The following is a 24612-nucleotide window of genomic DNA, read 5'->3' on the forward strand; positions in this document are numbered from 1 at the left end:
GACCGGCGCGGAGGAAGAGGCAATGGATCGGGAACGTCCCCGTCTCAGAAACCGAGGCGCGTGCGTCCGAACTGGTCGAGCCAACGCAGGATGGCGCCTTCACGCAACGCCCACGGGCAGATCTCGATCTCCTCGATGTCGAGCGCCTTCATGATCTCATCGGCCACCACGCCGCCGCCCACGATCTGCATGGTGCGCTCCGGGGTGATGCCCGGCAACGCCACGCGCTGTTCGGGGGCGATGGCGGCGAGGCGGGGCAGCCAGTCCTCCAGCTGCTCGCGCGTCATGACCATCGTGTCCTCGCGTCCCGGCTGACGCAGCACGGCGCCGGCGAGACGCGCGAGCGAACGGAACGTCTTGGACGTGCCGACCGCATGGTTCGGATGCTTGGATTTCGGGAACGCGTCCACCATCGGTTCGAGGATGCGTCGCACTTCCTTGCGCACGTCGTCCAGCTCCTCGGACGTGGCCACGCCGGAGGGCAGGAACTCGGTGGTGACGCGGCCGGCGCCGGCCGGCACGGACAAGGCCACGGTCGGTTCCTCGTCGGAGCCCATCGCCACCTCGAGCGAGCCGCCGCCGATGTCGAGCACGAGCAGACGGCCCGCGTCCCAGCCGTACCAGCGCCGCGCGGCGAGGAACGTGAGCCTGGCCTCGTCAGTGCCGGACAGCACGGTGACGGACTGGCCGATATGCTCCTCGATCTTGTGCAGCACCCTGTTGCCGTTGGGGGCCTCGCGGATGGCGCTGGTGGCCATGGCGAGCAGCTGCGTGATCTGGTATTCCTCGGCGAGCTTCATGCCGTCGTCCACCGCGGCGAGGATCGCCTCGATGCCGGCCTTCCTGATGGATCCGTCGTCCTTGAGGTATTTCATGAGGCGCACGGTGGTCTTCGTGCTGGCCTCCGGGTCGGGACGCGCGCCGGGCGCGGCGTCGACGATGAGCATGTGGATGGTGTTCGAGCCGATGTCGAGCACGCCGAGTCGGGTGGTGTGCGAGCGCAGGTTGACCATGCTGGATTCCTTGCAGTCCTTCGTGTTGTGTGCTTTGTTGTGTGTTGCGATGCCGTCGTTCGCCGCGTTGCCGTCGTGTCGGATGCCACCACGCGCCGCGTCAGGCGCGCAGCGTGGGCAGCCATGCGCCCAAGCGGTCCAGGCCCTCGGCGAGCGCCTCGCGCGATGCCGCATAGCTCAGACGCACGTGCGTGTCGGCGGTGGCGGCGCCGAAGTCGCGTCCCGGGGTCAGAGCCACATGCGCCTCGTCGAGCGCACGTTCACAGAACGTCCACGCGTCGAGTCCTGTGGACGAGATGTCGAAGTACGCGTAGAACGCGCCGTTGGGTTCCACTTCGACGGGGAGACCGATGCGGGCGAGCCCGTCGATGACGATGCGACGGCGCGCGAGCAGCTCCTGCCGGCGTCGTTCGCATACGGCGAGGCTTTCGGGCGTGAAGCAGGCGAGCGCCGCGTGCTGGGTGGGCGTATGGGCGCACAGATAGTAGTTGGTGGCGAGGTCGTCCACGGCCGCCAGCACGGCCGGGTCGTCGGGAACGATGGCCCAGCCGAGCCGCCATCCGGTCATGCCGAAGAACTTGGAGAAGCTGTTGCAGACGATGGCGCCGTCGTCGCAGGCGAGCACCGACCGGACTGCGACACCGTTCTCATGGTCCGCGAGGTCGAGGTAGGTCTCGTCGACGATGCGCCAGGCGCCGTGGTCGCGCGCGTAGGCGGTGACCTCGCGCAGGACGTCGAAGTCGATGGTGGTGCCGGTCGGGTTGGACGGGGACGTGATCATCACGGCCTTGGTGCGGTCCATCCAATGCGCGGCGACGAGGTCGCGGTTCAGGTGGAAGCGGGTGGCGGCGCTGGTGGGCACGTCGACGACCTTGCCTTCGAAGCTGTTGACGAGCTCCCGGTTGCACGGGTAAGAGGGGTCGGCGATGATGACCTCGTCGCCCGGGTCGACGGTCAGCGCGGTGGCGAGCAGGAGCGCCGCCGATCCGCCGGAGGTGATGACGATGCGCTTCGGGTCGATGTCGAGGTCGTGGCGTTCACGGTAGAAGTCGGCGATCGCACGGCGCAGTTCCGGCAGCCCCATGGCCGCCGTGTAGGGCAGCGCACGCCCGTCGTACTGCTCGCGCATGGCGTCGCGCACGGCCGGCGGGGCGCCGAAATCGGGTTCGCCGAGGGAGAGTTTGACGACGTCGATGCCGTCCGCGATCATCTCGTCGGCCTTCGCACCGAACACCATGGCGCGGAAGGGCTGCGCCTCGCGGGCGCGACGCGACATGACGGGCGTCGGGGCGGCCGACGTCGCCGCGTTCGAATCGGTCGGATCGGTCGCGGAACGGACGTCGTCCGCCGTTCCGGGCTGCGTTGCTTCACCACTGGTCATACCGCCCGTTGTATCGGCACGGCCCGACAGCGGAACCGCATGCCGGAGGCGTACCGGACGGACGGCGCGCAAGCGTCGTCGGACGGTAGAATCGGCGGTGGAACGACCTTCACGGACATTCAAGGAGGAACGAACGATGACGACGGAACCGCAGGCGCAATACAGACCGTACGGCAGGCTGAACGGCGCGCGATACGAACTCGAACAGACCGGCGAGGATACGGTGAACGTCGCGATTCTGGGCGCCGGATCGATCGCCAACACGATGGCGAAGACGCTGGTCGCGATGGCCTCACCCTCCACACGGTACTCGCATCTGATCCACCCGTACGCGGTGGCGGCGCGCGACTTCGACCGCGCCGAGGCGTTCCGTGCCAAATACGGGTTCGACAAGGCGTACGGCTCGTATGAGGAGCTGGTGGAGGACCCGCTGGTGGATCTCGTCTACATCGCCACCCCGCACAACTTCCACGCCGAACAGGCGATTCTATGCCTGAGCCACGGCAAGAACGTGCTCGTGGAGAAGGCGTTCACCGCGAACGTCAGGCAGGCCAGGGACGTGTTCGCCGAGGCCGGGAAGACCGACGGCCTGCTCGTCACCGAGGCGATCTGGACGCGCTACCAGCCGAGCCGCCAGATCATCAACGACCTCATCGCCTCGGGTGAACTGGGCGACATCCGCATGGTGCGCGCGGACCTGAGTTACGAGCCACACGGCCGCGACCGCATCACGAACCCGGCGCTGGCCGGCGGCGCGCTGCTCGACGTGGGCGTGTACGCGCTGAACTTCATCGACATGGCCGTCGGCGCGGACCACGGCCGTGCGATCGCGTCCATGCAGACGACGATGACGCCGTACGACACGGGCGTCGACGCGACGAACGCGACCATCCTCACGTATGACGACGGGCTCATGGCCGTGGCGACGAGCTCGCGCGCGGTCGCTTCGGACCGTTCCGGCGTGATTGAGGGCAACAAGGGCTATGCGGTCGTCGACAACATCAACAACCCGCTGGGCATCGACGTGTACGGGCTCGACCACGAACTCGTGCGCCACATCCGCGTGCCCGGCCAGCTGACCGGCTACGAGTACGAGGTGGCGGCCGCCGCGAACGCGATCCTGGACGGGCATGCCGAATGCCCGGCGATGCCGCACGCGGACACGCTGCGCATCATGTCCCTGATGGACGAGATCCGCGCCGCGTGGGGATTGAAGTACCCGTTCGAGGAGTAGGCCCTGCCGGCGGGACCGACCGCTCCCCTACCGTCTGCGCGCCAACGCCCACCCGAGCAGGGCGAGCGGGACCGCGCAGGCGGTGAAGAGGGCGGGCAGGAACATGCCGACGTGCGGTCCGGACGCGTCGAGCACGACGCCCGCTGCGGACGAGCCGATCGACGTGCCGACGGTGCCGGCGGTGGTCACCCAACTCAGCCCCTCGGTGAGACTTTCCGGAGGCACGAGGTCCTTGACGATGAGGTTGCCGGTGGTGAACAGCGGCGAGACGACGAGGCCGGACAGCACCTCCACCAGGCCCAGCAGGACGAGGTTGTCCATGACGAGGCGGAATCCCACGTAGCCGACGGTCAGCAGGCACAGGAACATCACCATGTGGCGCCAGTGCGAGCCCTTGGGGCGACGGGAACCGAACACCATGGCGCCGGCGCACGAACCGACCGCGAACATGGCGAGCTGGAGACCGAGGAACCGTTCCAGCCCCATGGATTTGATGGATGCGGTAATCGACACGTCGAACGCGGTGAAGCTCATGTTAAACACCACGAACACGATGAGCAGGGGCAGCACGCCGCCGTAGAGCAGCACGCTCCTCGGCTTCGCGCCCTGCCGGCGCAGCGTCCCGAGGCTCAGCCGGTCGGCGTTCCCGTCCCCGGCCGCAGTCTTCCCGTCCTTCGCGCCGTCGACCTCCGTCACAGCCGGCCGGACCTCTACGGATTCGACCATGGCGGGCGGCTGCGTGGATTTGAGCGCGAAGAAGACCGCACCTCCCACACCGCAGGCGACGGTCGGGACGAACAGCTGGCTGACGGGGTGCACGGACGTGGCGAGCCATGCGGCGAGGATGGGGCCGAGGATGAACACGACCTCGTCGATCGCCGCCTCCATCGCGTATGCGGTGTTGAGCAGCGATTCGCCGTCGGCGACGCCGCGCAGCGCGTACGCCCACCGGGTGCGCACGAGCGCGCCGAACGAGAACTGCGTCAGCCCCATCACGATGGCGAGCGCGAACAGCAGCGGAATCGGCACGCGGAACAGCGCGGCGAACGCGAACGCGAGCATGGCCGCGACCTGCACGGCGAGCGCCGTCCTGCCGACGCGCCGCTGGCCGAACCGGTCGAACAGCCGCGCGTAGAACGGCGTGACGCAGGACAGGGCGAACACGTAGGTGGCGCTCATGGTGCCCGCTATCGTCCAGTTGTCGTACAGGTGGTTGAGGGCGAGCACGATGCCCAGGCTCATCATGGAGATCGGGAGCCTGGCCACGGCGCCGGAGACGCAGAACGCCTTGGCACCGGGGATGCGGAACAGCCGGGCGTAGGGGGATCCGGCCACGGCCTTGGAAGCGGAGGTGCCCTGGCTCACGGTCATGCCCGCACCGTCCCTTCCGTCCGGACCGGGTTCTCCTGCGGGACCGGGTTCTCCTGCGGGACCGGGCCTTCCGACGGGACCGGGCCTTCGTAGATGAAGATGTCCTCGCCGTTGCCGGCGGGTTCGTCCGGATGGTCCTTGGCGTAGCATTCGGCGGTGCGTTCGAGCCCCTTGTGGTCGTAGAAGCCCACGTCGCAGCTGGAATCGGTGTGCAGGTAGTAGCGTCCGACGCCTTCGGAGGCGAAATAGGCGAGCATCCGGCGCCAGAGGGTGCCGCCGACGCCGTGTCCGCGCGCCGCGGTGGCGACGAGGAACAGCTCGAGTTCCGCGGGGGCCCTGTCGTTGACGCCGATCCGGTCCTCCAGCCGCTCCTCCATCCGATGCCATGCGTTGGTGCGTGCGAGCGCGGCCGCGCCTTCCTCCGTGGCGGCGAGTTCGTCGTCGACGCGCGCGAGCGCGGCCGGAACTTCGGGGAACAGAGTCGGCCGGCCGGCCACCCTCGACAGGGTGACGCCCATGAACGTGCCGTCCGTCCCCTGCGCGATGTCGGCGCGCGTGGCCGGTTCGAGATAGTGGAGCACGAAATGCCGCGAGGTCATCCTCGCGATGTCCGGGTCTCCGGGTTCGTCGACGCCCCAGGTGAGGTAGAACTGGTCGGCGATGACGTCGAGATCGTCCCACTCCATGGGACGGTAGGTGATTGCGGTGCCGTTGGTTGCGGTGTCCGTCGCAGCCATGATGCCTGTACTCCTTGTTGTGGTCGTTCGGCACGTGCGCCCGCCCACACGTGCACGCACGAGGGTCGCGGGTTCCTCCGACGAGACGTTCGCGGCGCGTTCCCACCGCGGGACCCGCTGTCCCGCCGTCCGGCGCCGCCGCCCCGCATGGGGATGGCGCCGCATCGGACGCGGGATGGGTCTAATCGTCGTCGGATTGCTCGGGAACTCCGGAGCTCAACTCGGCAATGATGTCCTGTTCTGTTTTCGCCTCGGCGCGCAGTTCTCGGTTCCGCTCGTCGGGCTCACTCACATAGTAGAGAGCCGCGTCGATGCTGTCCAGCGGCAGGCCCTCCACCGCGGCGAGCAGGAGACGGTAGAGATCGAGCTGCGCGAGTCTCTCCGCACGTTCCTTGGTGGTACGCGGCCGACGCCCGGTCTTCCAGTCGATGACGGTGTACCGTTTCGAATCGTCCTCCGGGTCGAGGCCACCGTGGAAGACGGCGTCGAGCTTGCCGTTGGCGATGATGCCGTCCAGTTGGGGCAGCGAGACGACGATCTGCCGTTCGGCCCATGCGGGGATGCGCCGCGCCCATGGGGATGCGGCGAGGCGACGCTCCCAGGAGAGCAGCCGCCGTTCGACGGCATCGTCCGGTTCGTCAGCGCCGAGCCCGGCGAGCATCGTCCGGCGTGTCGGATCGGGGAACGTTCCGGCATCCACCCCGGCCACGGCGTCGGTTCCGAGCAGGTCCTTGCCGGGGATGGCCGCGTCGATGAACCGTTGCGCCCACGCGTGGAACCGGGTTCCCGCCGAGGCGGACGGCGAGGCGACGGACGGGATGGGCCGTACGATGCTCCTCCAATACCGGCGTTCCTCGCGCTCGCCCAAGGTTCCGGCGCGCACCTGCAGACCGGTGACGCTTTGGCGCGATCCGGCGAGGATGCGCTGCGCCTTGGTCCTGACGGCTTCGTCGAGGGTCTCGCCGGACAGCGAGCCGCTCATGAGGTCATCGTCCGCGACCAGCATCCGCGCCCGTTCGAGCAGGGGCCCCACCGGTCCTTCCGCATCGGCGGCGGTCTCCCGGACCGCCTGTACGGTCTCGGCCGCCCGCCGCAGACGTTCGGCGAGCGCCGGCGTCAGCCCGACGGGCCATGGCAGGCCGTCCGCATCCCGTTCGATGTCGTACGGCCCGTTCCACGCGTCCGTCACCAGCACACGTACACGGGACTTCGCCGCCTCGCCGGCGAACATACCGGCCGGTAGGGGGACGCCGCGGCCGGCCAGCGTGCGGACGTCCGTCGAGGCATCCGTCGAAGCGTCCGTCGGGGCGTTCCTGGACGGCACCGCGGCGCCATCCGCACCGTCCATGTCATCCGCGCCGTCCGCGCCGGAGCCGTCCTTTCCTATGGTGACCGCGTCGGCGCGGGAATGCAGCGCGTCGTGCACTTCAAGCCAGAAGTTGGACGGCTTCGCTGACCTGGGTTTCCCCTCGATCAAGGAGGGATCGCGCAGGGGCGAGGATGTGCGCGCATAGGTGAGCAGCACGTCCGTCCTGGCTCTGGTCAGCGCCACGTACATGAGCCGCCGTTCGTCGGCGTGCAGCCGCCTGCCGTATTCCTCCTCCTGGGTCAGATACCGGGAGTCCGGGTCGGCACCTTCCGAGCCGTCTCCGTCGTTCCGCAGCGAGCCGTACACCTCGTCGTCGATGCGCTCCACACCGTCCAGCGCGTTCAGCGAGGCGATGGGGTCCGAATCGGCGGAGGCGTCGTGCGGGAATCTGGGGAGGATGCCGGCATCGACGCGGATCGGCACGGGTACGGCGGTGGGGTCGTCTAGCCATGTCCTGGCGCTCTCCCGATATTCGGGAGCCGTCCAGACGCCTTGCTCGAGGCCGCCGGGGTGCGCAACGTCCTCCTCCACGGAGAGATTGTCGCCCTGACTGCTGGGGAACACGCCTTTCTCCAGTCCCACGACGGCGACGGCGTCCCACTCGAGGCCTTTGGACTGATGGACGGTCATGAGTTCCACGTCGGCCTTCCGGTCGGCCCCCAATGCGGCCGCCTCGTCCTCGATGGAGCCCAGCGCATCCACCCATGCCATGAATCCACGCAGCGTGGGCGTGGCGTCGGCCGCGATCTCGGCGGTGTAGGCGTCCACCAAATCGGTCACGGCCCCGATGGGAATGCGCGCGAGGGTGGGGTTGACGGTTCCATCGTCCGAATGGAGCGCTTGGGCCACCACGGTGTCGATGTCCAGATCGAGGGCTTCCGCCGCGGCCCGCACCACGTCCTGCAGCGGCCCTCCGACCATGTCGTCCACACGGCGCAGCATGCGCGAGCAGCGCAGGACCGCATGTCTGGCGTACCCGTCCAGATGTCCTTCGCGTTCCAGTTCGTCCCCGAGGTCGTCCTTCATGAGCAGGTCGGGCAGGAACACGGCGTTGGCCACTTCGGACCGGTGTTCGCGCACCAGCGAAGCCCACTGGGACCGCGGCGCATCGGCGGGGACCACGCCGGCGACGGCGAGCGCACGGTAACGGCTTTCGGTGTTGTCGGCGTCGGCGAGCGATGCGAGCGTCGAGAGCGCCTGCGCGTCGAGTCCGAACCGCGGTGTGGCGAGCAGACGCATCAGGCTGTTCGTGTCGGTGTGGTCCGAGACCACGCGCAGCAGGGCGAGCAGATCCCTGACTTCGGGGCGTTCGAGCATGGCGGAGTAGCCGACGACGGCTGTGGTGAGACCGGCCTGCTCCAACGCCTGCTGGTAGAGGGGCATGGCCTTCTTGGATCGGAACAGCACCGCGGCGGTCTTGGATTCGCCGTCGTGTCCGGTCTCCTTCCGGACCGCGGCGCAGAAACGGACCACGCCGTCGATCTCCTGGCCGAGGGTGTCGTATCCCAATGCGCCCACGGTGCCTTCGGGGGCGTCGTCGAGGGTGCTGAGCGGCCGCACGTCGACTTCGCGCATCAGCGAGCTGCCGGGACGTCTGGGCTCCTGCCGCAGCGGCAGGGTGAGGTCGTTGGCCGCTTCGAGCACGAGTCTCGCGTTGCGCCTGGTGACGCTCAGCGCATATGGCCGCTCCTCCGCCCGCATGTGGAAATCCCGTTGGAACATGCGGAATGCGCCGGGGCTGGCGCCACGCCACGCGTAGATGGATTGGAACGGGTCTCCCACTGCGCTCACCGCCGTGCCGCCGCCCTGGAACAGTGTGGCGATCAGCGTGGCCTGCGTGGTGGAGGTGTCCTGGTATTCGTCGAGCAGCACGTGACTGAACCGTTCGCGGTAGCGTTCGCCGATGGAGGGGAACCGTGTGACCAGCTGGTAGGCGGCGATGGTGAAGTCGCTGAATTCGGCCATGTTGCGCCGCCGCTTCTCGTCGGCGTATTCGGAGACGAGCCTCAACAGCAGGTTGCGACGCTCCGCTGTGCCGGCGAGTCCGGCGCAGGTGAACAGGCACAGGTCATGCTGTATCCGACGCTGCCGCTCGACCTTGGCCTGCCATGTGGCGTCCGTATCCTTTTTCGTCCGTTTCGGCTTGGGCGGTTTCGGACGCTCCTCCGGGACAGTCTCGTCTCCGATGGCGTCGCGCACCCGGGCGATGAACGCGTCGTCCCACGCCCGTACGGCCGCGATGGCCTGGCGCATGTCGGTGACGCCGTCGCCGATCATCGCGCTGCCGATGGCGTTCGACAGTCCGAGCACCTGCTTCGACAGCGCCGAGAACGAGCCCAGGTCGGCGTCGCGCAGCTCATCGGCGTGCCGTCCGATGACATCGCCGGCGAGAAGGAGCGCCCCGGCTTCGCTCAACGGCTGCGTGTTCTGATCGAAGCCGACGAGCAGGCCGTACTGGCGCACGATGGTCTGGAAGAACGCGTCATACGTCGCGATGGTGGGTTTGAGGAACGCCCTGTCCGCATTCGCCGCCCTATCCTCTCCATCGTTCCCCGAAGAGAGCACGGCCGTGGAGACGCGGTCGAGCAGCTCTCCGGCCGCCTTGCGGGTGAAGGTGAGGCCGAGAATGCGTTCCGGGGCCGTGCCCCGGCCGATGAGTTCGATGATGCGCCGGGTCATGGTGTAGGTCTTGCCGGATCCGGCGCCGGCGACGACGAGCACGTCGTCATGGACCGGGGCGCCGATGACGGCCGCCTGCTCAGGACTGTCGGTGAATGTCGTGGTCATGCGAGCCTCGTTTCGAAGATGGTGTCCACGGCGCCGGCGCATGCCGGGCACACGTCCTTCATGCGGCATCGGCCGATGTGCCGTGCGGTGGGATGCGCGACGATGGTCGCGGACCGGCTGGCGGCGGCCGCGTAGAACACGCGGGCGATCATGGTCAATGCCCAGAGCGCCTGTGTGCCGTCGAGGGACGCGAATTCGCGCCATGCCTCATCCGACACGTCATGCAGGCCCTCCGGCCTGCGCTCCGGATGCGGATGCGGCATATCGAGCAGCTTGTCCGCCGACGGATAGTGGAAGCGTTTCATGAACGCCTCGGCGTTCAACGTGCCGCCGGTGAACAACGCCGGCTGATAAGCGCCTTCCGGCGCGTAGCTTTCCGCGGGGGTGTCGTTGCAGGCCACGTGGAACAGCGCGCTCTGCGCCACGGGCGTGACGTCCTCGAGCCGCACGTCCCCTTGTTCGGGGAAGGCGAGTCCGAGTTGGTAGCACACGAGCTGCAGGTCGTTGGCGGCCTGCCTGATGGTGGGCGGCTGCCCGGTCTTGTAGTCGATGAGACGTATCCGGGTCCCGCCCCGCACCGTCCGTGTCTCCTTGCGGTCGATGCGGCCGGACAGCCGGACGGTCAGGTCATCGCTCATGCCTTCAGGCCACCCGCCGACGAGCGTTCCCATGAGCGCGCCCAGTTCGTGGGCGGTGACCGCATGCATGCCGGGCAGCCCGTTGTATACGGGCAGCAACCGCGCGAGGGTGATCCGGGCCGTGAACTCCTCTTCGCAGTCGGCCCGTTCCAGGGTGCCGATGTCGAAGTTGTCGCCGTTGCGCCCAAGATAGTCGGGCTCGTTGGAGGAGACGAAGTATCCGGCTATGGCGGCGAGCGCCGTCTCGGCGTCGGCGTCCTTGCGAATCATGGCATACCGGTCCGCGGGATCCCCCACGGCGTCCGGGTCGGGCCTGAGACCTTCGTAGATTGCGCGCAGCCGCGACAGGACCGCTTCGGTCCGTTCCTCGCGCCCCGAGCCGGCCATGAAGCCGGGCATATCGAGTCCTTCCTCGCTGCCCTGCTGCGCCACGGCGTGGATCAGCGTGCCGAAGCCGGCGGCCACACTGCCGGGGCGTGGCCCGGCGAAGCGGTTCTCCAGCATCCAGCACACCGGACAATCCCAGATCCGGTCCACCGCCGATGGCGACAAGGTCGCCACTGGATGGGCTTGTCCGGACGAGACCGGAACGGCTTCCCGCCCGTCATTCCGCCCGTGAGGGGTGCCTTCTTGTGTCGCCGACGCGACGTCATCGCCGTCGCCCCGATCACTTGGGTTCCGCGTCGGGAACGACCAGTTCTCTGGCTCGGCGGATTCGATGCCGTGCCGTGCGAGCAGCGCCAACGCACGTGCCGCGTCCTTGGCTCCGGCGTCATCGGACGCGTCGCGCGCAAGCGTGATGCGCGCGGCCGCGACGAGACCGCGCGGATCCGCGTCCAGACCGTCATACCCGTGTCCGCGTTCGTCGCCCTTCGCCTCGCCACCCGTGGAGCCCGCGTCAGACGCGGCTCCCGCGGCGCTTCCCACACCGGTGTAGTCGGCTTGTCCGCGGTCGAACCGTTCCGGCATATACCCGTAGAGGAAGTCCGAAGGCGTGAGGTCGTCGTTGCGCACGGCGCTGACCGTCACCGTGGCCGATGCGCCGATGGCCCGGGTGAGCGCCACGAGCAGCCCCTTCTTCTCCGAAGACAGCACGGCCGTCAGCCGCGGGTCGGCCATGCCGCGGGACGTCTCCAGGCCGCCGCCCGCATATTCCCCGTGGAGCATGATGTCGGCGAGGTCATCCCCGCCGAAGAGCGTCCCTCTCTCGGCGAGGTTGGGCCATACGCCCTGCTGCAACGCGGGCATCCACACGTGCGTCCAATGCCGTCCCACGGCGCCGGCCGGCGTGGAGAGCGTGACGGCCTGTTCGACCGGCCCCACATGGGCCAGCGAATCGGCTTCGATCTGCATGGACCGTACCTGCTCGGCGAATGCGACGATGTCATGGCCGGCGGTGCCGCCTTCCGCGTATTGGAACAGACGCATCGCCGCGTCCAGGCGATCGTTGGCGGCACGCCCTTCGGACGTATTCGCCAATGCGGCGGTCTGCCACGCCCCAGCCACGCCCATGGCATCCCATGCGAGCGAGAGGACGTACTGCGGCTCACGACTCTCCAGCCCATCCAGACCCGCAGCCACCGCACCGACCGCATGCCACAGCCTGCGCCATGCGCGAATCTGGGGGTCCCTGCCCATGACATGGGCGATCATGTCCATGATGTCCGAGGCGGGCGCCTGCGCGTCGTCGAACGCGAGCATCACGTAGAGGGCGTTCGTCGAGAACCCCATGGCCTCGTCATGCGGCGCGGAGCCGCCGATCAGGGAGTCGTCGACCGTCTCGCCGGATGCGTCCGACCGCGCCTCGCGCGCATCGTACCAACGCCGTGCCATCTCACGCCACGCCCCGGTCAGACCGCTCAGACCCGCGGCGCCTGGAATCTCGTCATCCGCTTCGGCGGCGGGTTCCCCGGAACCATGCCGGGCGTCGTCCGGAAGGATGTCGGCGAGCGACACCAACGCATTCATCGCCGATTCGACGGCCGCAAGCCGCGCGGGACGACCCTCCCCGGGTTTCGCACCGGTGGTGATCAGCGGGCACGCCATCAACGAGGCGACGCGGGACCTCACGTAGCGGGATGTCTCCTCCGGAGCCATCAGGCATCCCATGATCCCCTGACGGCGCAGGCGCGCAAGCTCGATCAGGGAGAACAGTCCCTGCACGAACGGCTCATCCCTGAGCGGCCTGGTGACGGACGAATACCGCACCGGCACGCCATCCCGTCGCAGCCGTTCGCCGAACATCCGCACCGTGGCGTTGTCGTGGGCGATGACCGCCATCGTGTTCCACGCCTCGCCGAAGTCGAGGTGCGTCCTCTTGATCCTCCACACCACGTCGTCGAGCTCCTCACGGGGACTGCGGTAGAGCGCCGCCCGCAGCGACGTGTCGTCCGGCTTCGTTCCGACCGGCGTGATGGGCAGACTTCCCTCCCACCGCGCGGGCTTGCCGGGACGATCGGGCAACGCCGTCATCTCGTTCTCCGGGGACGGGATGGACAACGCCACCCGCGAAACGACGAGATCGCGGTAGCTCGGGGCCCCCGGTTCCGGCGACGGACCGGACAGGACGGCGCGTTTCGCCTTCAACACCCCGTCCACGGCGCGTCCGAAGACGTATTCGGGATAGGAGCCACGGAAGGTCTGCACGGCTTCATCGGGGTTGCCGACGAGCAGCAGCCTCGTTCCCGCGCGGTGGAGGGCCTCTAGGAAGCGCAGTCCCGCAAGCGTGGTGTCCTGGAAATCGTCGACGACCAGCAGCGCGGGCGACGTGGCGGACCGCGCGCCGTCGCGCAGAGCGGCGGCACCGTCCACCAACAGCCGCGAGGCGTCCAGACGGTACTGGCCGCGATAGTCGTCGCCTATGGCCCGCTCGTATTCCCGGCGCAACGCGAACGTCAACCGCCATTGGACATCGAGACGCTCCGCACGCCGCCAGGCGTGTCCGCGGCCCGCCGCACCGATCGTCTCCCGCAGGGCGCCCAGGGCGAGGGACTCGCGTTCGCGGTCCACGCCGAGCTCGTCCATACGCGCCAGCATGTCACGCAGCTGGCCGACGAACGCCGCGGAGATCCCGCGCTCGAGCATGGAGACGGTATCCGCGTCCCCCTCCCCGGCGGACGCCGCACCGTCCCTGTCATCCGTCACCACCGACGCCGTCCATCCATCGTCGGCGAAGTAGGAGCGCAGCAGCAGACAGGTGGGGCACAGGTCGCCGGTGCGCGCGTGCATGAGATGGGTCGCGAGCACCTTGCGAAGGAGCGCGTCCTGCTCGGCGCCGTTGAGCAGCTTGGGGGCGGGAGCCCCGGCATCGAACGCGACCGCGGCGAGCACGCGGTATGCGAGCGCCGAAAGCGTGGTGACCGGACGCACCTGCGAGGAGGCTCCGATCCGGCGGATCACCCGGTCGGCCAGTCCGTCCGCGATGACCCTGTTCGACACGGTCATCACCGCCTTGTCGTCGCCGTACGTCTTCAGGCCACGCACAAGGGCCTCGAACGCGTACTCCGTCTTGCCGGTGCCGGGAGCCCCGGAGACGAGCAGCACGTCCTGCTGCACGGCCGGGGAATCCCCCGCAGGGCCGTTCAGGAGCGCGTCCAGCGCCTCGTATGCTTTCTCATTGCCAGTCATAGCCTCCAGCGTAGGACCGCCGCCGACCATCCGGTAGATATCTACCGGAAAAACCGGCATGTCATGGCGTTATCGCGACACGCCCATCATTGCAACGTCTCCCACACCATGGCGGACAGATTCCGGATGGACGCCTGGGCGGCGTCGGACGACGTGACGGACGAGGTCATCACCGCGATCGCATAGTCGCCCTGCGTCGGCGCGCCGTCGATGGCGCCGGACGTGTCGTCCGTGGAGAACACGATGGCCGCGTCGTTCTCCACGCCGGCGATCTCGCCGGTCTTGTTCGCACAGCTCACGCCTTCGGGCAGTCCTCCCGGGATCTTCGCGCGCCGCGTCTGCGCGAGGAGCAGGTCGAGCATGCGCCGGCTCGCCGCCTTGGACACGAGTCCGCCGCGCCAGACCGCGGCCATGAACCGCCCGGCGTCCTGCGCGGACGTGGTCTTGCGGTTCGGGTCGCCGTCCGCCACGCCGATGGCCTGCGTGATCTTCGTGGAGGAGAAGCCGTATCGCGCGGCGGTGCCGTTCACCACGTCGAAGCCACGCTCCATGTCCCCGTCCCCCAGACGTTCGATGAGCGCGTTCGTCGCCTCGTTCGAGCTGACGGTGATCATCTGGGTGAGCAGCCCGTCCACCGTGGAGTCCTCGGCGAGAGCACCGTCATCGAACCGTTGGAACACGGCGAGCATCACATACAGCTTGATGACGGACGCCGCATATCCGGCGTGCACGTCCACGGACGTCGACGCGCCGGTGGACAGGTCCTCCACATACACCTGCCAGGAGCCTTGGTAGCCCGCGGTCCTCGCGCGAATGACCTCGCCGAGGCCGTCCATCCGACGCTGCATGAGCGCCTTCGCGTTAGGCTCGGGGACGGCCGCCCGGGCCATCGCCCCTGCGGACCGCGCCATGCCCGTGCCCCGTGTCCCGGAGGCCGCCGCGGAATCCGCGTCTCTCAGTTCCCCCGCCACGCGGACCGCTCCGATTCCCAGCGACACCGCCGAGGCGAGCATGACCACCGCAAGCGTGGACGCCATGGCCCGTCTGGTGCGACGCGCCTTCCGCGCGCGCTCCGCGTTCCGTCCCACATGCCGTCCGATCCGATTGTCCGTCACGCGACGACAGCGTACCGAACGGTGGCTACGTCCGCGACCGCATGCCCCGTCGCCCCGTCATCCCACGTGAACCGTAGGATGGACGCAGGAGCGGAAGGAAAGAGGACATGCCAGCAAGCAACGCAGCGCCACCGCGGATTCCCGGCTACACGTACATCCGGACGCTCGGCGATGGGTCGACGGCGAGCGTGTACCTGTACCAGCAGCGCACCCCGAACCGCATCGTGGCGGTGAAGGTCTCGAAGGATTCGATCAATCCGCGGGCGGCCGCGCAGTTCACCCGGGAGGCCGATACGATGGCCCGGCTGTCGGGTCACCCGAACATCATGTCGATCTACGGCGCGGGGGTGACGTCCTCCGGCCAGGGATACATCGTGTTCGAATACGCGCCGAACGGCACGTACAAGGAGATCACGCAGGCGCATCCCCTCACCTGCGACCAGATGCTCGATCTGGGCGTCAAACTGGCGGGGGCGTTGTTCACGGCGCATCGCGCCGGCGTCATCCATCACGACATCAAGACCAGCAACGTGCTCGTCAACGCGCAGGGGCTGCCGGTGCTCGCGGACTTCGGTATCGCGTCGGGCATCTACGACAAGCGGTTCACCGGCTACTCCCTGCCCTGGGCGCCGCCGGAGGTGCTCACCGGGCATGTGGGGCAGGAGGCGGCGGACATCTACTCGCTCGCGGCCACCCTCTACGCCACGTTGACGGGACGGTCCCCGTTCGAGTACGGCTACCATCCCCGGACGCCCAACGAGCTCAAGGAACTGATTCTGGACAAGCCGCTGCCCGCCCTGAACCGTCCGGACGTGCCCGCGGACGTGGAGCGCGTGCTGCGCAAGGCCATGGCGAAGGACCCCGACGACCGATACTATTCGGCGTTGCAGTTCGCACGCGAGATGCAACGCGTGCAGCAGGCCCATTTCGGCCATATGACCCCGGTGGTCGCCGAAGGGCAGCCGCCTTATCCGTCGCATCGTGCGGCGGTCGCGCCCGGCGTGCGGACGACGCGTCCGACGGAACGGCGTTGGGTCCGCCCGCTGGCCGTCGCGGCCGGCGTGGTCGCGGCGATCGCCGCGGTATCGCTGGCGTTCGCCTTCGTCATCATCCCACGGTCCGATTCCCATGCGACCGGTTCGCAGGCCACGGTGAGGACCCCCGGCACCGGTGAGGGCGACGGCTCCGCGGCGGCCGGTCCCGATGCGACGGAGACGACTCCGGTCCCGTCCCCGTCCGACCTGTACGGCGCCTACGACGCGGACGGAACGGTGACGTTCCATTGGACGAACCCGGATCCGAAGGACGGCGACACCTACGCATGGCAGCCCGCCGAAGGGTCGGGGGAAGGGGCCGACGGACAGGCCAGGATGGTCAGGGAGACCCAGGTCACCGTCGACGCCGATCCCGACGCCGCCCAGACCTGCATCCAGGTCTCCATCGTCAGGGCGGACCGGCGGATGTCGGACGCCCCGGCCACCGCGTGCGCCGCGAAGCCCGTCTCCGGCGATTAGCGGACCGGCGGAGCACCGCACGGAGTCGCGGTATTCCGGGCGACACGCCGCATGTTCCGTAAAACCGGGTGACATGGGGCGGGTGCCGTAGCGGCGCGTTACATTACAGATATATCCACACGTTCATCGGGCGGGAAACGACGGGAGAAGGTCATGGCCAAGTCGTCACAGGCTTATGAGAGGCGACGCAGGATAGGCGCGCTGCTACGCCGCCTGACGCCCTCGGGCAGTCGCGCATGGGTGACGCCCGTCATCACGCTGCTGCTGATTCTCGCCGGCATCGCCGGCGCGATCGTCATCAGCTCCGTCATGCAGCGGCATGTGCAGCTGGACGACGGCACGGTGTGGGTCACTTCGCTGAAGAACCGCAAGGCGGCGCGCTTCAACGTGAAGCTGCGGGAGGCGGACGCCGCCGTGGCCTCGTCGGCCCAACGCTTCGACGTCGCCCAGAACGGTTCGGACACGGTGCTGGACGAGGGCGGGAAATCCTCCGCCATCAAGGCTTCCACCATCGCGATGGCCGGCAGCACCGAGACCAAGGGGTCCATGTCCGTGATGATGAACGGCGGCACGGTGGCGTTCATCGACACGAAGACCGTCGACGTCTGGGCCGGTTCGTCCGATGACGTCGAATCGGTCGCCCCCTCGAGCGCGAAACCGCAGATGGCCTTGGGCGTCGGAGGCAGGGCCGTGGTGACGTCGGACGGCGCCGTGTGGGGATACCGGCCGAAGGACGGCATGGTGCTCAAACTCGCCTCCCCGCAGGACAGGAATGCCTCCGACACGGAATCGCTGACCGATGGCGGACGGATGAACGCCGATTCGTTCACCGTGGTGGGCGACGTCCCCGTCATCGCCTCCGGCAGGCAGGTGCTCTTCTCCGGCGGCAAGACCTCCACGGGCGTGAATGGACGGCTCACCCTGCAGTCCCCGTCCGTGGACGGCGTCCAATCCGACTGGGTGGCCGCCGCGGGGTCCAACGGATTGACCCTCATCGACCTGACGAAGTCCGGGCCGGAGCCGCTCGTGCTGGAATCCGGAGGCAAGGGGGAGCCGGCACGCCCCGTCTCATCGGGGGGCTGCGTGTACGCCGCATGGAGTCAGAAGGCGAACAACTACGTGCGCGTCTGCTCCGCGGATGACGGCAAGGCCTCGTTCTCGACGCTCCAATCCGTGAACGCCACCTCCGAACTCGTGTTCCGCACCAACCACCGGCAGGTCGTTCTCAACGACGTGGTCAACGGCAACGTCTGGAACCCCAGGGACTCCACGAACGTCATCAAGATCCAGTGGAACCGGATCCAGACGGAACGCACCAAGCAGCAGGAGCGGAACGAGGACTCCGCCGACAACCAGCGTGATTTCGCCAAGACGTGCTCCGCCCAATCCGGCCAGATCAAGGCCGAGGATGACGAGTTCGGCGCACGCGCGGGTTCCGAGCAGATCCTGGACGTGCTGCGCAACGACCATCAGACCGATTGCTCCGTGCTGCGCATCGACCAGGTGAGCGCGCCGTCCGGAGGCACGGTGACGGTCTCCCCCGTCTATGACGGCCGCTACATCCAATTGGACGCCACCAAGGCCGAACCCGGCACGGTGACGTTCTCCTACGACATCTCCGACGGTCACGGCCAGACCTCCACGGCCACCGTGAGCCTCGACATCCTCGGGACCGCGAACCAGGCGCCCGTACAGAGCGACGTGCCGCCGGAACTGTCCGTGGAACAGGGCGCCACCTATACGGCGAACGCGATGGGAAGCTTCACCGACCCCGACGGGGACCCGCTCACGCTCGTCTCCGCCGTGGCGAGCAATTCCGACCAAGTGACGGTCTCCACGCGTGCGGACGGACAGCTCGTGTTCAACACCGGCTCGCTCACATCGGGACGGGTGGGCGTGGAGGTCACCGTCTCCGACGGGCGTCTCACCGGCACCGGGACGGTCTACTTCTCCGTCAAGCCCGCAAACACGCTGCCGGCGGACATCGACCCGGTGGTCAAGTCCACGCTTCCCGACACGGACACCACCATCGACCTCAAGCCGTACGTGCACGGCACGGGCGCACAGCCCGCCCAGCTGTCCGGCGCGGACGCGCCCTCCGGCGCCAGCGTGACGATGAACGCCGCGGACATGACCATCCAGTTCAGGGCCACGACGCCCGGCACCTACTACGTGCCGTACACGGTGACGCAGGGTTCCATCCCCGCCACGGGTCTGGCCCGCGTGGAGGTCCAGCCGGCGGCCGGCGAATCCGCCAAGCCCGTGGCGGCCAACGACGTGGCGCTGCTCGGCGCCGACAACACGGCCATCGTGGAGCCGTTGTCCAACGACATCGACCCCATGGGCGGCGTGCTGTCCGTCACCTCGGTCACCGCCGATCCGGCTTCCGGCATCAAGACCGGACTGGTGAGCCACAAGCGCGTGTACCTGACCGCACGTCAGGTGCCCACCACACCGGTGGAGGTCTCCTATACGGTGGCGAACGCCGCCGGGACGTCGACGGGCACGATCGTGCTGCAACCGCCCGCGCTCGCCACGGGCAACGCCGCGCCGAAGGCGTCGAACGTGAACACGCAGGTGCGTACCGGCGGCATCGTCTCGGTGGACGTGCTCGACCATGTGAGCTATTCGGACGGCACGACGGTGACCCTGTCCAACGATCTGCAGACCGACAAGGCCACGTTCCGGGGGCTTGCGTTCGTCTCCGGCACGACCGTGCGCTATCAGGCGTCGGACGAGCCCGGCGTCTATCCGATCACCTATACGGTGAAGGACAATCTGGGCAACGCCGCATCGGGCACGATCACCGTCACCGTGCACGAGCGCAACGCCGAAGGCAAGGCGGCGCCCACGCCGCATGACACCGAGGCCCAGGTCGCGGCCGGACAGAAGGTCCGCATCCCCATCACGCTCACCGGCATCGACGTGGACGGCGACGACGACCAGCTGCTCGGATTGGGCAACAAGGCGCCGCAGCTCGGCCGCATCACGGAGGTCGGCGCGAACTACATGGTGTACGAGGCGTATGCGGACTCCTCCGGCACCGACACATTCTCCTACGCCGTGGAGGATTGGACCGGTCAGCGCGCGCAGGCGCAGATCCGTGTGGGCGTGTTTCAAGGGGCGTCCGACTCCGGCGTGTACGCGCGTGACGACTCCGTCACGCTCCGCCCGGACACCGCGGCGACGGTCCCGGTCACGCTCAACGACATCTCGGGGGACAACACCGACCTGAAGGTGGACGGCAAATTGGAGACCCAGGGCATCTCGGGCGCCAAGGTGGAGGACAACGCCATCGCGTTCACCACGCCCTCCACCGCCGGAACGGCGTACATCGTCTACACGGTGAAGGACAAGGCGGGACTGTCGGACACCGGCACGCTCACCGTGAACGTGGACCCGAACGCCCCCATCGACCCGCCGCAGGCCTATGACTACCGCGTGCCCTCGGCCGCCACCATCGACAAACGCAGCGTGGACGTGGACGTCAGCCAGTGGATCGCGAACCCGTCCGGCCCCGCCGACGAGCTCCAGGTCGGCGTGCATGAGTCCGCGCGCGACCACGCCCGGGTCAAGGGCGGCGCGAAGTCCACCGTCATCACCGTCGACCTGACCGACGAGGCGCGGGCGGTGCCGTACACGGTGACCAACACGAAGTACCACATCACGTCCACCGCGTTCATCCAGGTGCCCGCATACGGCGTGTTCCCGCCGACGCTGCGTCCGAAGGCCCCCGCGCTCAAGGTGAACGCCCGCGAGACCATCCGGATCAACATCGCCGACTATGTGCGCGTCGGTGCCGGCAAGGAGCCGTACGTGGACGGCGCCGACTCGGTGAGCGCCACGAAGGCGGCGGACGACGACCTCTACGTGAACGAGAAGACACTGAAGTTCACCGCGCCGAAGGACTATTCCGGTCCCGCCTCGATCACGTTCACCGCCGTGGACGGCAAGAAGGGCTCCGACAAGACGAAGATCATCAACTCGGCCGTGCTCACCCTGCCGATCACGGTGATCGGACGCGACGTGCCGGCGCCGACCTTCTCCTCGTCCACCATCGACGTGGTGGCCGGCGAGAATGCGAAGACCATCGACCTCAAGGCGCTCACCCACACACCCGACGGCCTGTACGACGACGAGAAGCAGTACACGTACTCGGGAGGATCCTCCTCCGGCAAGGTGGAGGCCACCGTCTCCGGCTCCGGCAGCCTGCGCGTCAAGGCCGACAAGGACGCCACGCCCGGCACCACCGTCAGCGTGCCCGTCGACATCGCCTACGGCAAGGGCACGGTGCATGCGGGAGTGACCGTGCGCGTCATCGCCTCCACCAAGCCCCTGGCCCGGATCTCGGACAAGACCGTCAAGATCAAGGCCGGTTCCACGGAGACGGTGAACCTGCTCCAGGACGCGTACAATCCGTTCCCGGACTCCCCGCTGACCGCGGTGCAATGCGTCTCGGACGACACGGCGAAGCTCACCGTGCAGTGCAACTCGTCCGGCAGCATCGCCATCACCGCCGCGTCCGACATCGGCGCCAGCTCCAACAAGGTGTTGGTCACCGTGCAGGACGGTACGAAATCCGCGGACCGCAAGGTGACGGGAACCATCACCGTCTCGGTGATTGACAAGCCCGACGCGCCGCTGCTCTCCCCCGTCGACGCCAAGCCGCAGGACGCCGCGGTGGACCTCACCTGGACGCCGGGATCCGCCAACGGCAGCCCGATCACCGACTACGAGGTGGCGTGGGGCGGCCCCACGAACGGGTCGAAATCGTGCGGCGCCGTCACCACCTGCAAGATCACCGGGCTGGCGAACGGCCAGACTTACACGTTCAAGGTGCGCGCCCGCAACGAGGTCGGATGGTCGAAGGACTCCAACACCACCACGGGCAAGCCGGACAAGGTGCCGGACGCCCCCGGCAAGGTGTCGCTCCAAGGCGCGAGAAACGCGGTCACCGTCACCTGGGAGGCTCCGGGATCTTCGGACAAATCCTCGTTCAGCGCCCCCACCGGCTACAACGTCACGCTGACCGGCCCGGGCGGCTGGTCCAAGCAGGAGACCGGGGTGAAGGCCACCTCGAAGACGTTCGACGTGCCGGACGAGGTCCTCAACGGCGGCACCGGATTCAACGCCAGCGTCCAGGCGGTCAACGACGTGGGCGCCGGCGCGGCCGCCACGGGATCGCTCGACTCCGGCGTGTACGGCAAGCCGGACGACCTGACCGTCACGGTCACGCAGAACGGCGACAACGTCACCGGCACCGTGGCGACGGGCAACATGCGCGGCAACGCATGCGCGTCGATCACGGTCACGCATGGCGGGTCCTCCTCGAAGGTCCCCTGCGGCAACAAGTCGTTCTCGTTCGCCATCAAGGACAACGAATACTTCTCCACATTCCAGGTGGACGCCGCGATGACCACGGACAAAGGCATCACCGTCAATGGCTCCGGGAAGACCGACGTCTCGACGAACATCGGCACCGTCTCCACCACAATCGGCAACGACGGCGGCGGCACATGCACACTCTCCTGGAGATCCAGCGGCAAGGTGAACGGTGCTAAGGTCCGGTTCGGCGACTACTCGAACGACGACGACCAGGCGAACAGGAAAGATCTGAAGACGACGATCGGCCCTTGGGAGACCTGTCCGACCGCCACCGTCACGCCGACGTTCAACGGCCATGACGGAGAGTCCTCCACGGCCCCCAACGGGTACGTCTACCGGAAGAAGCCGACCATAGACCCGAACGCGCTGCGGCTGTCTTGGAACCGGGACAACCACAACCGCATCGACGTCTTCGGCACCAACGGCATCGACAACTACGGGCGCGACGACATCACCTCGTACACGCTCGTCGTGGACGGACAACCCGTCACCGGCTTCAACAAGCTGTCCACATCCATCGACGCATCGGGCATCCCCGCCGAGGCCGACGCCGGAGACATCACATGGAAGCTGACGGTGACCATCGAAAGCGAAACCTATTCGACGGACATCTCCGGCACCGTCTCCGGCATACGCGCCGACGCCGCGGAGAGCCAATCGCTGTCCGGGAACCTGCCGGAGTCGTTCTACGTCGAACATCCATGGGTAAGGGGGCTGGCATCCTCCATCCCACGCTGACCTGAACGGCGGCGTCCGCGCGCGGCATCACCGCGAGCCGCGAGCCCACCACCGCCGACAACCCCATATCAGCACGCATCAGAACACACCACCAGTCTTCCGGAGAGACGTTTCCCTCCGGAGACGAGAACCACCATCAAGGAGAACCCCATGAGCGAGCACACCGGCGAACCGATCGACGACGCGACGACGCTGTCCGATTCCACGCACGCCCACATCCCCGCCAAGCCGAGCCTTCCCAACCGTCCCAACCCCTCGATTCCCGCGAAGCCGGGCGCCCGGCAGCAGCCGCTCCACACACCCGAGGAGGATCTGGACGCCACCCGGCTCGGCTCGATAGCCGATATGGACGCCACGCGTCTGGGGCACATCGCGCCCGCCGGAGCCCCTTCGGCACCGTCCGCCTCTTCCCCGATCTCCGCATCGGTGTCCTCCGCGCCGCAGGGCTCCCGGTTCCCGGCACCCGCGGCGACACCGGCCCCGGGCCTGCCCCAACGGTACGACACGACCACCGGACGCCCCACCGCCATGTCCCCCACCGACATGCCGGTGACGCCCGATGACCGCACCACGGTGAACGCCCCCACCGGGAACATCATGCCCACGGCCTCGGAGGCCGCGACGCCGGCCACCCCCACGACGGCTCCCCTCACCACGCCCGTCGCGCCGGCGACGCCCGTCCCCGGCGCCGCTCTCATGCCCGAGGCCGGCGAGGACGTGCAGTTCTTCCGCAATGCGTTCGACCTCCTCGTCGACAACATCTCCAAGGTGGTCGTCGGCAAGGAGAAGCCAATCCGTCAGGTGGTGTGCGCCCTGATGGTGGGAGGCCACATCCTGCTGGAGGACAACCCCGGCACCGGCAAGACGCAGCTCGCCCGCGCGTTGGCGAACTCCATCGACACCAGCTTCAAACGCATCCAGTTCACCCCCGACCTGCTGCCGTCCGACGTGGTGGGCGTGACCTTCTACGACCAGAAAACCGGTGATTTCACCTTCCGCGAAGGACCGATCTTCGCGTCCATCGTGCTCGCGGACGAGATCAACCGAGCCTCGCCGAAGACGCAGTCCGCGCTTCTGGAGGTCATGGAGGAGCAGAAGGTCACCGTAGACGGCGTCACGCACGACGTCCCGCAGCCGTTCATCGTCATCGCCACGCAGAACCCGATCGAACAGCTCGGCACCTACAAGCTTCCCGAGGCGCAGATGGACCGCTTCCTCATCAAAACGTCCATCGGCTACCCCGGACACGACGTCTCGGTCGACATCCTCAAGCAGCTTGACGTGACGGACCGTGCCACCACCATCTCCCCCGTGTTCGGCGGCGACGACATCCTCGAGCTGCGCCGTACGGCCGAATCGATCCATGTGGCGGATGCCATCACCGAATACATCGTGCGCCTGGTGGAGGAGACTCGCCACAACGACCGCATCCTGGTGGGAGCCTCGATGCGAGGCGCGCTGGCGCTGACCCGCTGCGCCCGCATCTGGGCGGCGTCCGATGGACGCGGATACGTCATCCCGGATGACGTGAAGGACCTCGCCGTCCCCGTGCTCGCCCACCGCATCAGCCTCACGGCGGAGGCCACGTTCGCCGGCGCCACCCCGGAGGCCGTGATCGAACGCATCCTCGAGGAGATCCCGGCGCCGACCATCGGCGCCTGACATCGGCCCGTCCGACATACCCGTACACCATTCCAAGCGTC

At 68.0% G+C, this 24612-nt stretch carries 11 protein-coding genes; 4 read left to right on the forward strand and 7 right to left on the reverse strand.

Going from position 1 to position 24612, the window contains the following annotated elements:
* Positions 1–44: 44 nt before the first annotated feature.
* Both JS531_RS09490 and JS531_RS09495 read right to left on the reverse strand, forming a co-directional pair.
* Positions 45–1013, reverse strand: a complete 969-nt coding sequence (locus JS531_RS09490; protein ID WP_214315454.1) for a Ppx/GppA phosphatase family protein — start codon at positions 1011–1013, stop codon at positions 45–47.
* 100 nt (positions 1014–1113) lie between these two features.
* Complete coding sequence (locus JS531_RS09495; protein ID WP_214315487.1) at positions 1114–2289, reverse strand: aminotransferase class I/II-fold pyridoxal phosphate-dependent enzyme; 1176 nt, start codon at positions 2287–2289, stop codon at positions 1114–1116.
* Positions 2290–2530: 241 nt separating this feature from the next.
* Between JS531_RS09495 and JS531_RS09500 the strand changes: the two genes are divergently transcribed.
* Entirely contained in the window at positions 2531–3628 is a 1098-nt protein-coding gene (locus JS531_RS09500; RefSeq protein WP_214315455.1) for a Gfo/Idh/MocA family oxidoreductase, read from the forward strand.
* A 27-nt stretch (positions 3629–3655) separates the two neighbouring features.
* Here JS531_RS09500 and JS531_RS09505 read toward each other — a convergent pair whose 3' ends face one another.
* From JS531_RS09505 to JS531_RS09525, 5 genes are all read right to left on the reverse strand, one after another.
* Positions 3656–4999 carry an MFS transporter gene (locus tag JS531_RS09505; RefSeq protein WP_214315456.1) on the reverse strand — a complete coding sequence of 448 codons (1344 nt, stop codon included), beginning with the start codon at positions 4997–4999 and terminating at the stop codon, positions 3656–3658.
* Positions 4996–5736, reverse strand: a complete 741-nt coding sequence (locus JS531_RS09510) for a GNAT family N-acetyltransferase (protein WP_214315457.1) — start codon at positions 5734–5736, stop codon at positions 4996–4998. The genes JS531_RS09505 and JS531_RS09510 overlap by 4 nt, the downstream gene beginning before the upstream one ends.
* A gap of 181 nt (positions 5737–5917) precedes the next feature.
* The gene (locus tag JS531_RS09515) at positions 5918–9892 is read right to left on the reverse strand and encodes an ATP-dependent DNA helicase (RefSeq protein ID WP_240542157.1); all 3975 of its coding nucleotides are present in this window, start codon (positions 9890–9892) and stop codon (positions 5918–5920) included.
* Positions 9889–14157, reverse strand: coding sequence for a PD-(D/E)XK nuclease family protein (locus JS531_RS09520; RefSeq protein ID WP_214315461.1), 4269 nt, complete (start codon positions 14155–14157; stop codon positions 9889–9891). Before JS531_RS09520 ends, JS531_RS09515 begins: the two co-directional genes overlap by 4 nt.
* Positions 14158–14243: 86 nt before the next feature.
* A complete protein-coding gene (locus JS531_RS09525) occupies positions 14244–15068 on the reverse strand; it encodes a serine hydrolase (RefSeq protein WP_214315463.1) in 825 nt (274 codons plus the stop codon).
* Positions 15069–15379: 311 nt separating this feature from the next.
* Here JS531_RS09525 and JS531_RS09530 point away from each other — a divergent pair, with 311 nt between their 5' ends.
* From JS531_RS09530 to JS531_RS09540, 3 genes are all read left to right on the forward strand, one after another.
* A complete protein-coding gene (locus JS531_RS09530) occupies positions 15380–16786 on the forward strand; it encodes a serine/threonine-protein kinase (protein ID WP_214315465.1) in 1407 nt (468 codons plus the stop codon).
* A 153-nt stretch (positions 16787–16939) separates the two neighbouring features.
* The gene (locus tag JS531_RS09535; RefSeq protein ID WP_214315467.1) at positions 16940–22909 is read left to right on the forward strand and encodes a tandem-95 repeat protein; all 5970 of its coding nucleotides are present in this window, start codon (positions 16940–16942) and stop codon (positions 22907–22909) included.
* Positions 22910–23059: 150 nt separating this feature from the next.
* Positions 23060–24571 carry a MoxR family ATPase gene (locus tag JS531_RS09540; RefSeq protein ID WP_214315469.1) on the forward strand — a complete coding sequence of 504 codons (1512 nt, stop codon included), beginning with the start codon at positions 23060–23062 and terminating at the stop codon, positions 24569–24571.
* The last annotated feature ends 41 nt before the right edge of the window (positions 24572–24612 follow it).

Source organism: Bifidobacterium sp. CP2, assembly GCF_018555635.1.
Lineage (GTDB): Bacteria > Actinomycetota > Actinomycetes > Actinomycetales > Bifidobacteriaceae > Bifidobacterium > Bifidobacterium saguinibicoloris.

Bases quoted from the DNA above. Each gene is read 5' to 3' on its own strand.
- JS531_RS09540 (WP_214315469.1), top strand. From the start codon at position 23,060: ATGAGCGAGCACACCGGCGAACCGATCGACGACGCGACGACGCTGTCC.
- JS531_RS09530 (WP_214315465.1), top strand. From the start codon at position 15,380: ATGCCAGCAAGCAACGCAGCGCCACCGCGGATTCCCGGCTACACGTAC.
- JS531_RS09490 (WP_214315454.1), bottom strand. From the start codon at position 1,013: ATGGTCAACCTGCGCTCGCACACCACCCGACTCGGCGTGCTCGACATC.
- JS531_RS09515 (WP_240542157.1), bottom strand. From the start codon at position 9,892: ATGACCACGACATTCACCGACAGTCCTGAGCAGGCGGCCGTCATCGGC.
- JS531_RS09535 (WP_214315467.1), top strand. From the start codon at position 16,940: ATGGCCAAGTCGTCACAGGCTTATGAGAGGCGACGCAGGATAGGCGCG.
- JS531_RS09505 (WP_214315456.1), bottom strand. From the start codon at position 4,999: ATGACCGTGAGCCAGGGCACCTCCGCTTCCAAGGCCGTGGCCGGATCC.
- JS531_RS09520 (WP_214315461.1), bottom strand. From the start codon at position 14,157: ATGACTGGCAATGAGAAAGCATACGAGGCGCTGGACGCGCTCCTGAAC.
- JS531_RS09500 (WP_214315455.1), top strand. From the start codon at position 2,531: ATGACGACGGAACCGCAGGCGCAATACAGACCGTACGGCAGGCTGAAC.
- JS531_RS09510 (WP_214315457.1), bottom strand. From the start codon at position 5,736: ATGGCTGCGACGGACACCGCAACCAACGGCACCGCAATCACCTACCGT.
- JS531_RS09495 (WP_214315487.1), bottom strand. From the start codon at position 2,289: ATGTCGCGTCGCGCCCGCGAGGCGCAGCCCTTCCGCGCCATGGTGTTC.
- JS531_RS09525 (WP_214315463.1), bottom strand. From the start codon at position 15,068: ATGGCGCGGTCCGCAGGGGCGATGGCCCGGGCGGCCGTCCCCGAGCCT.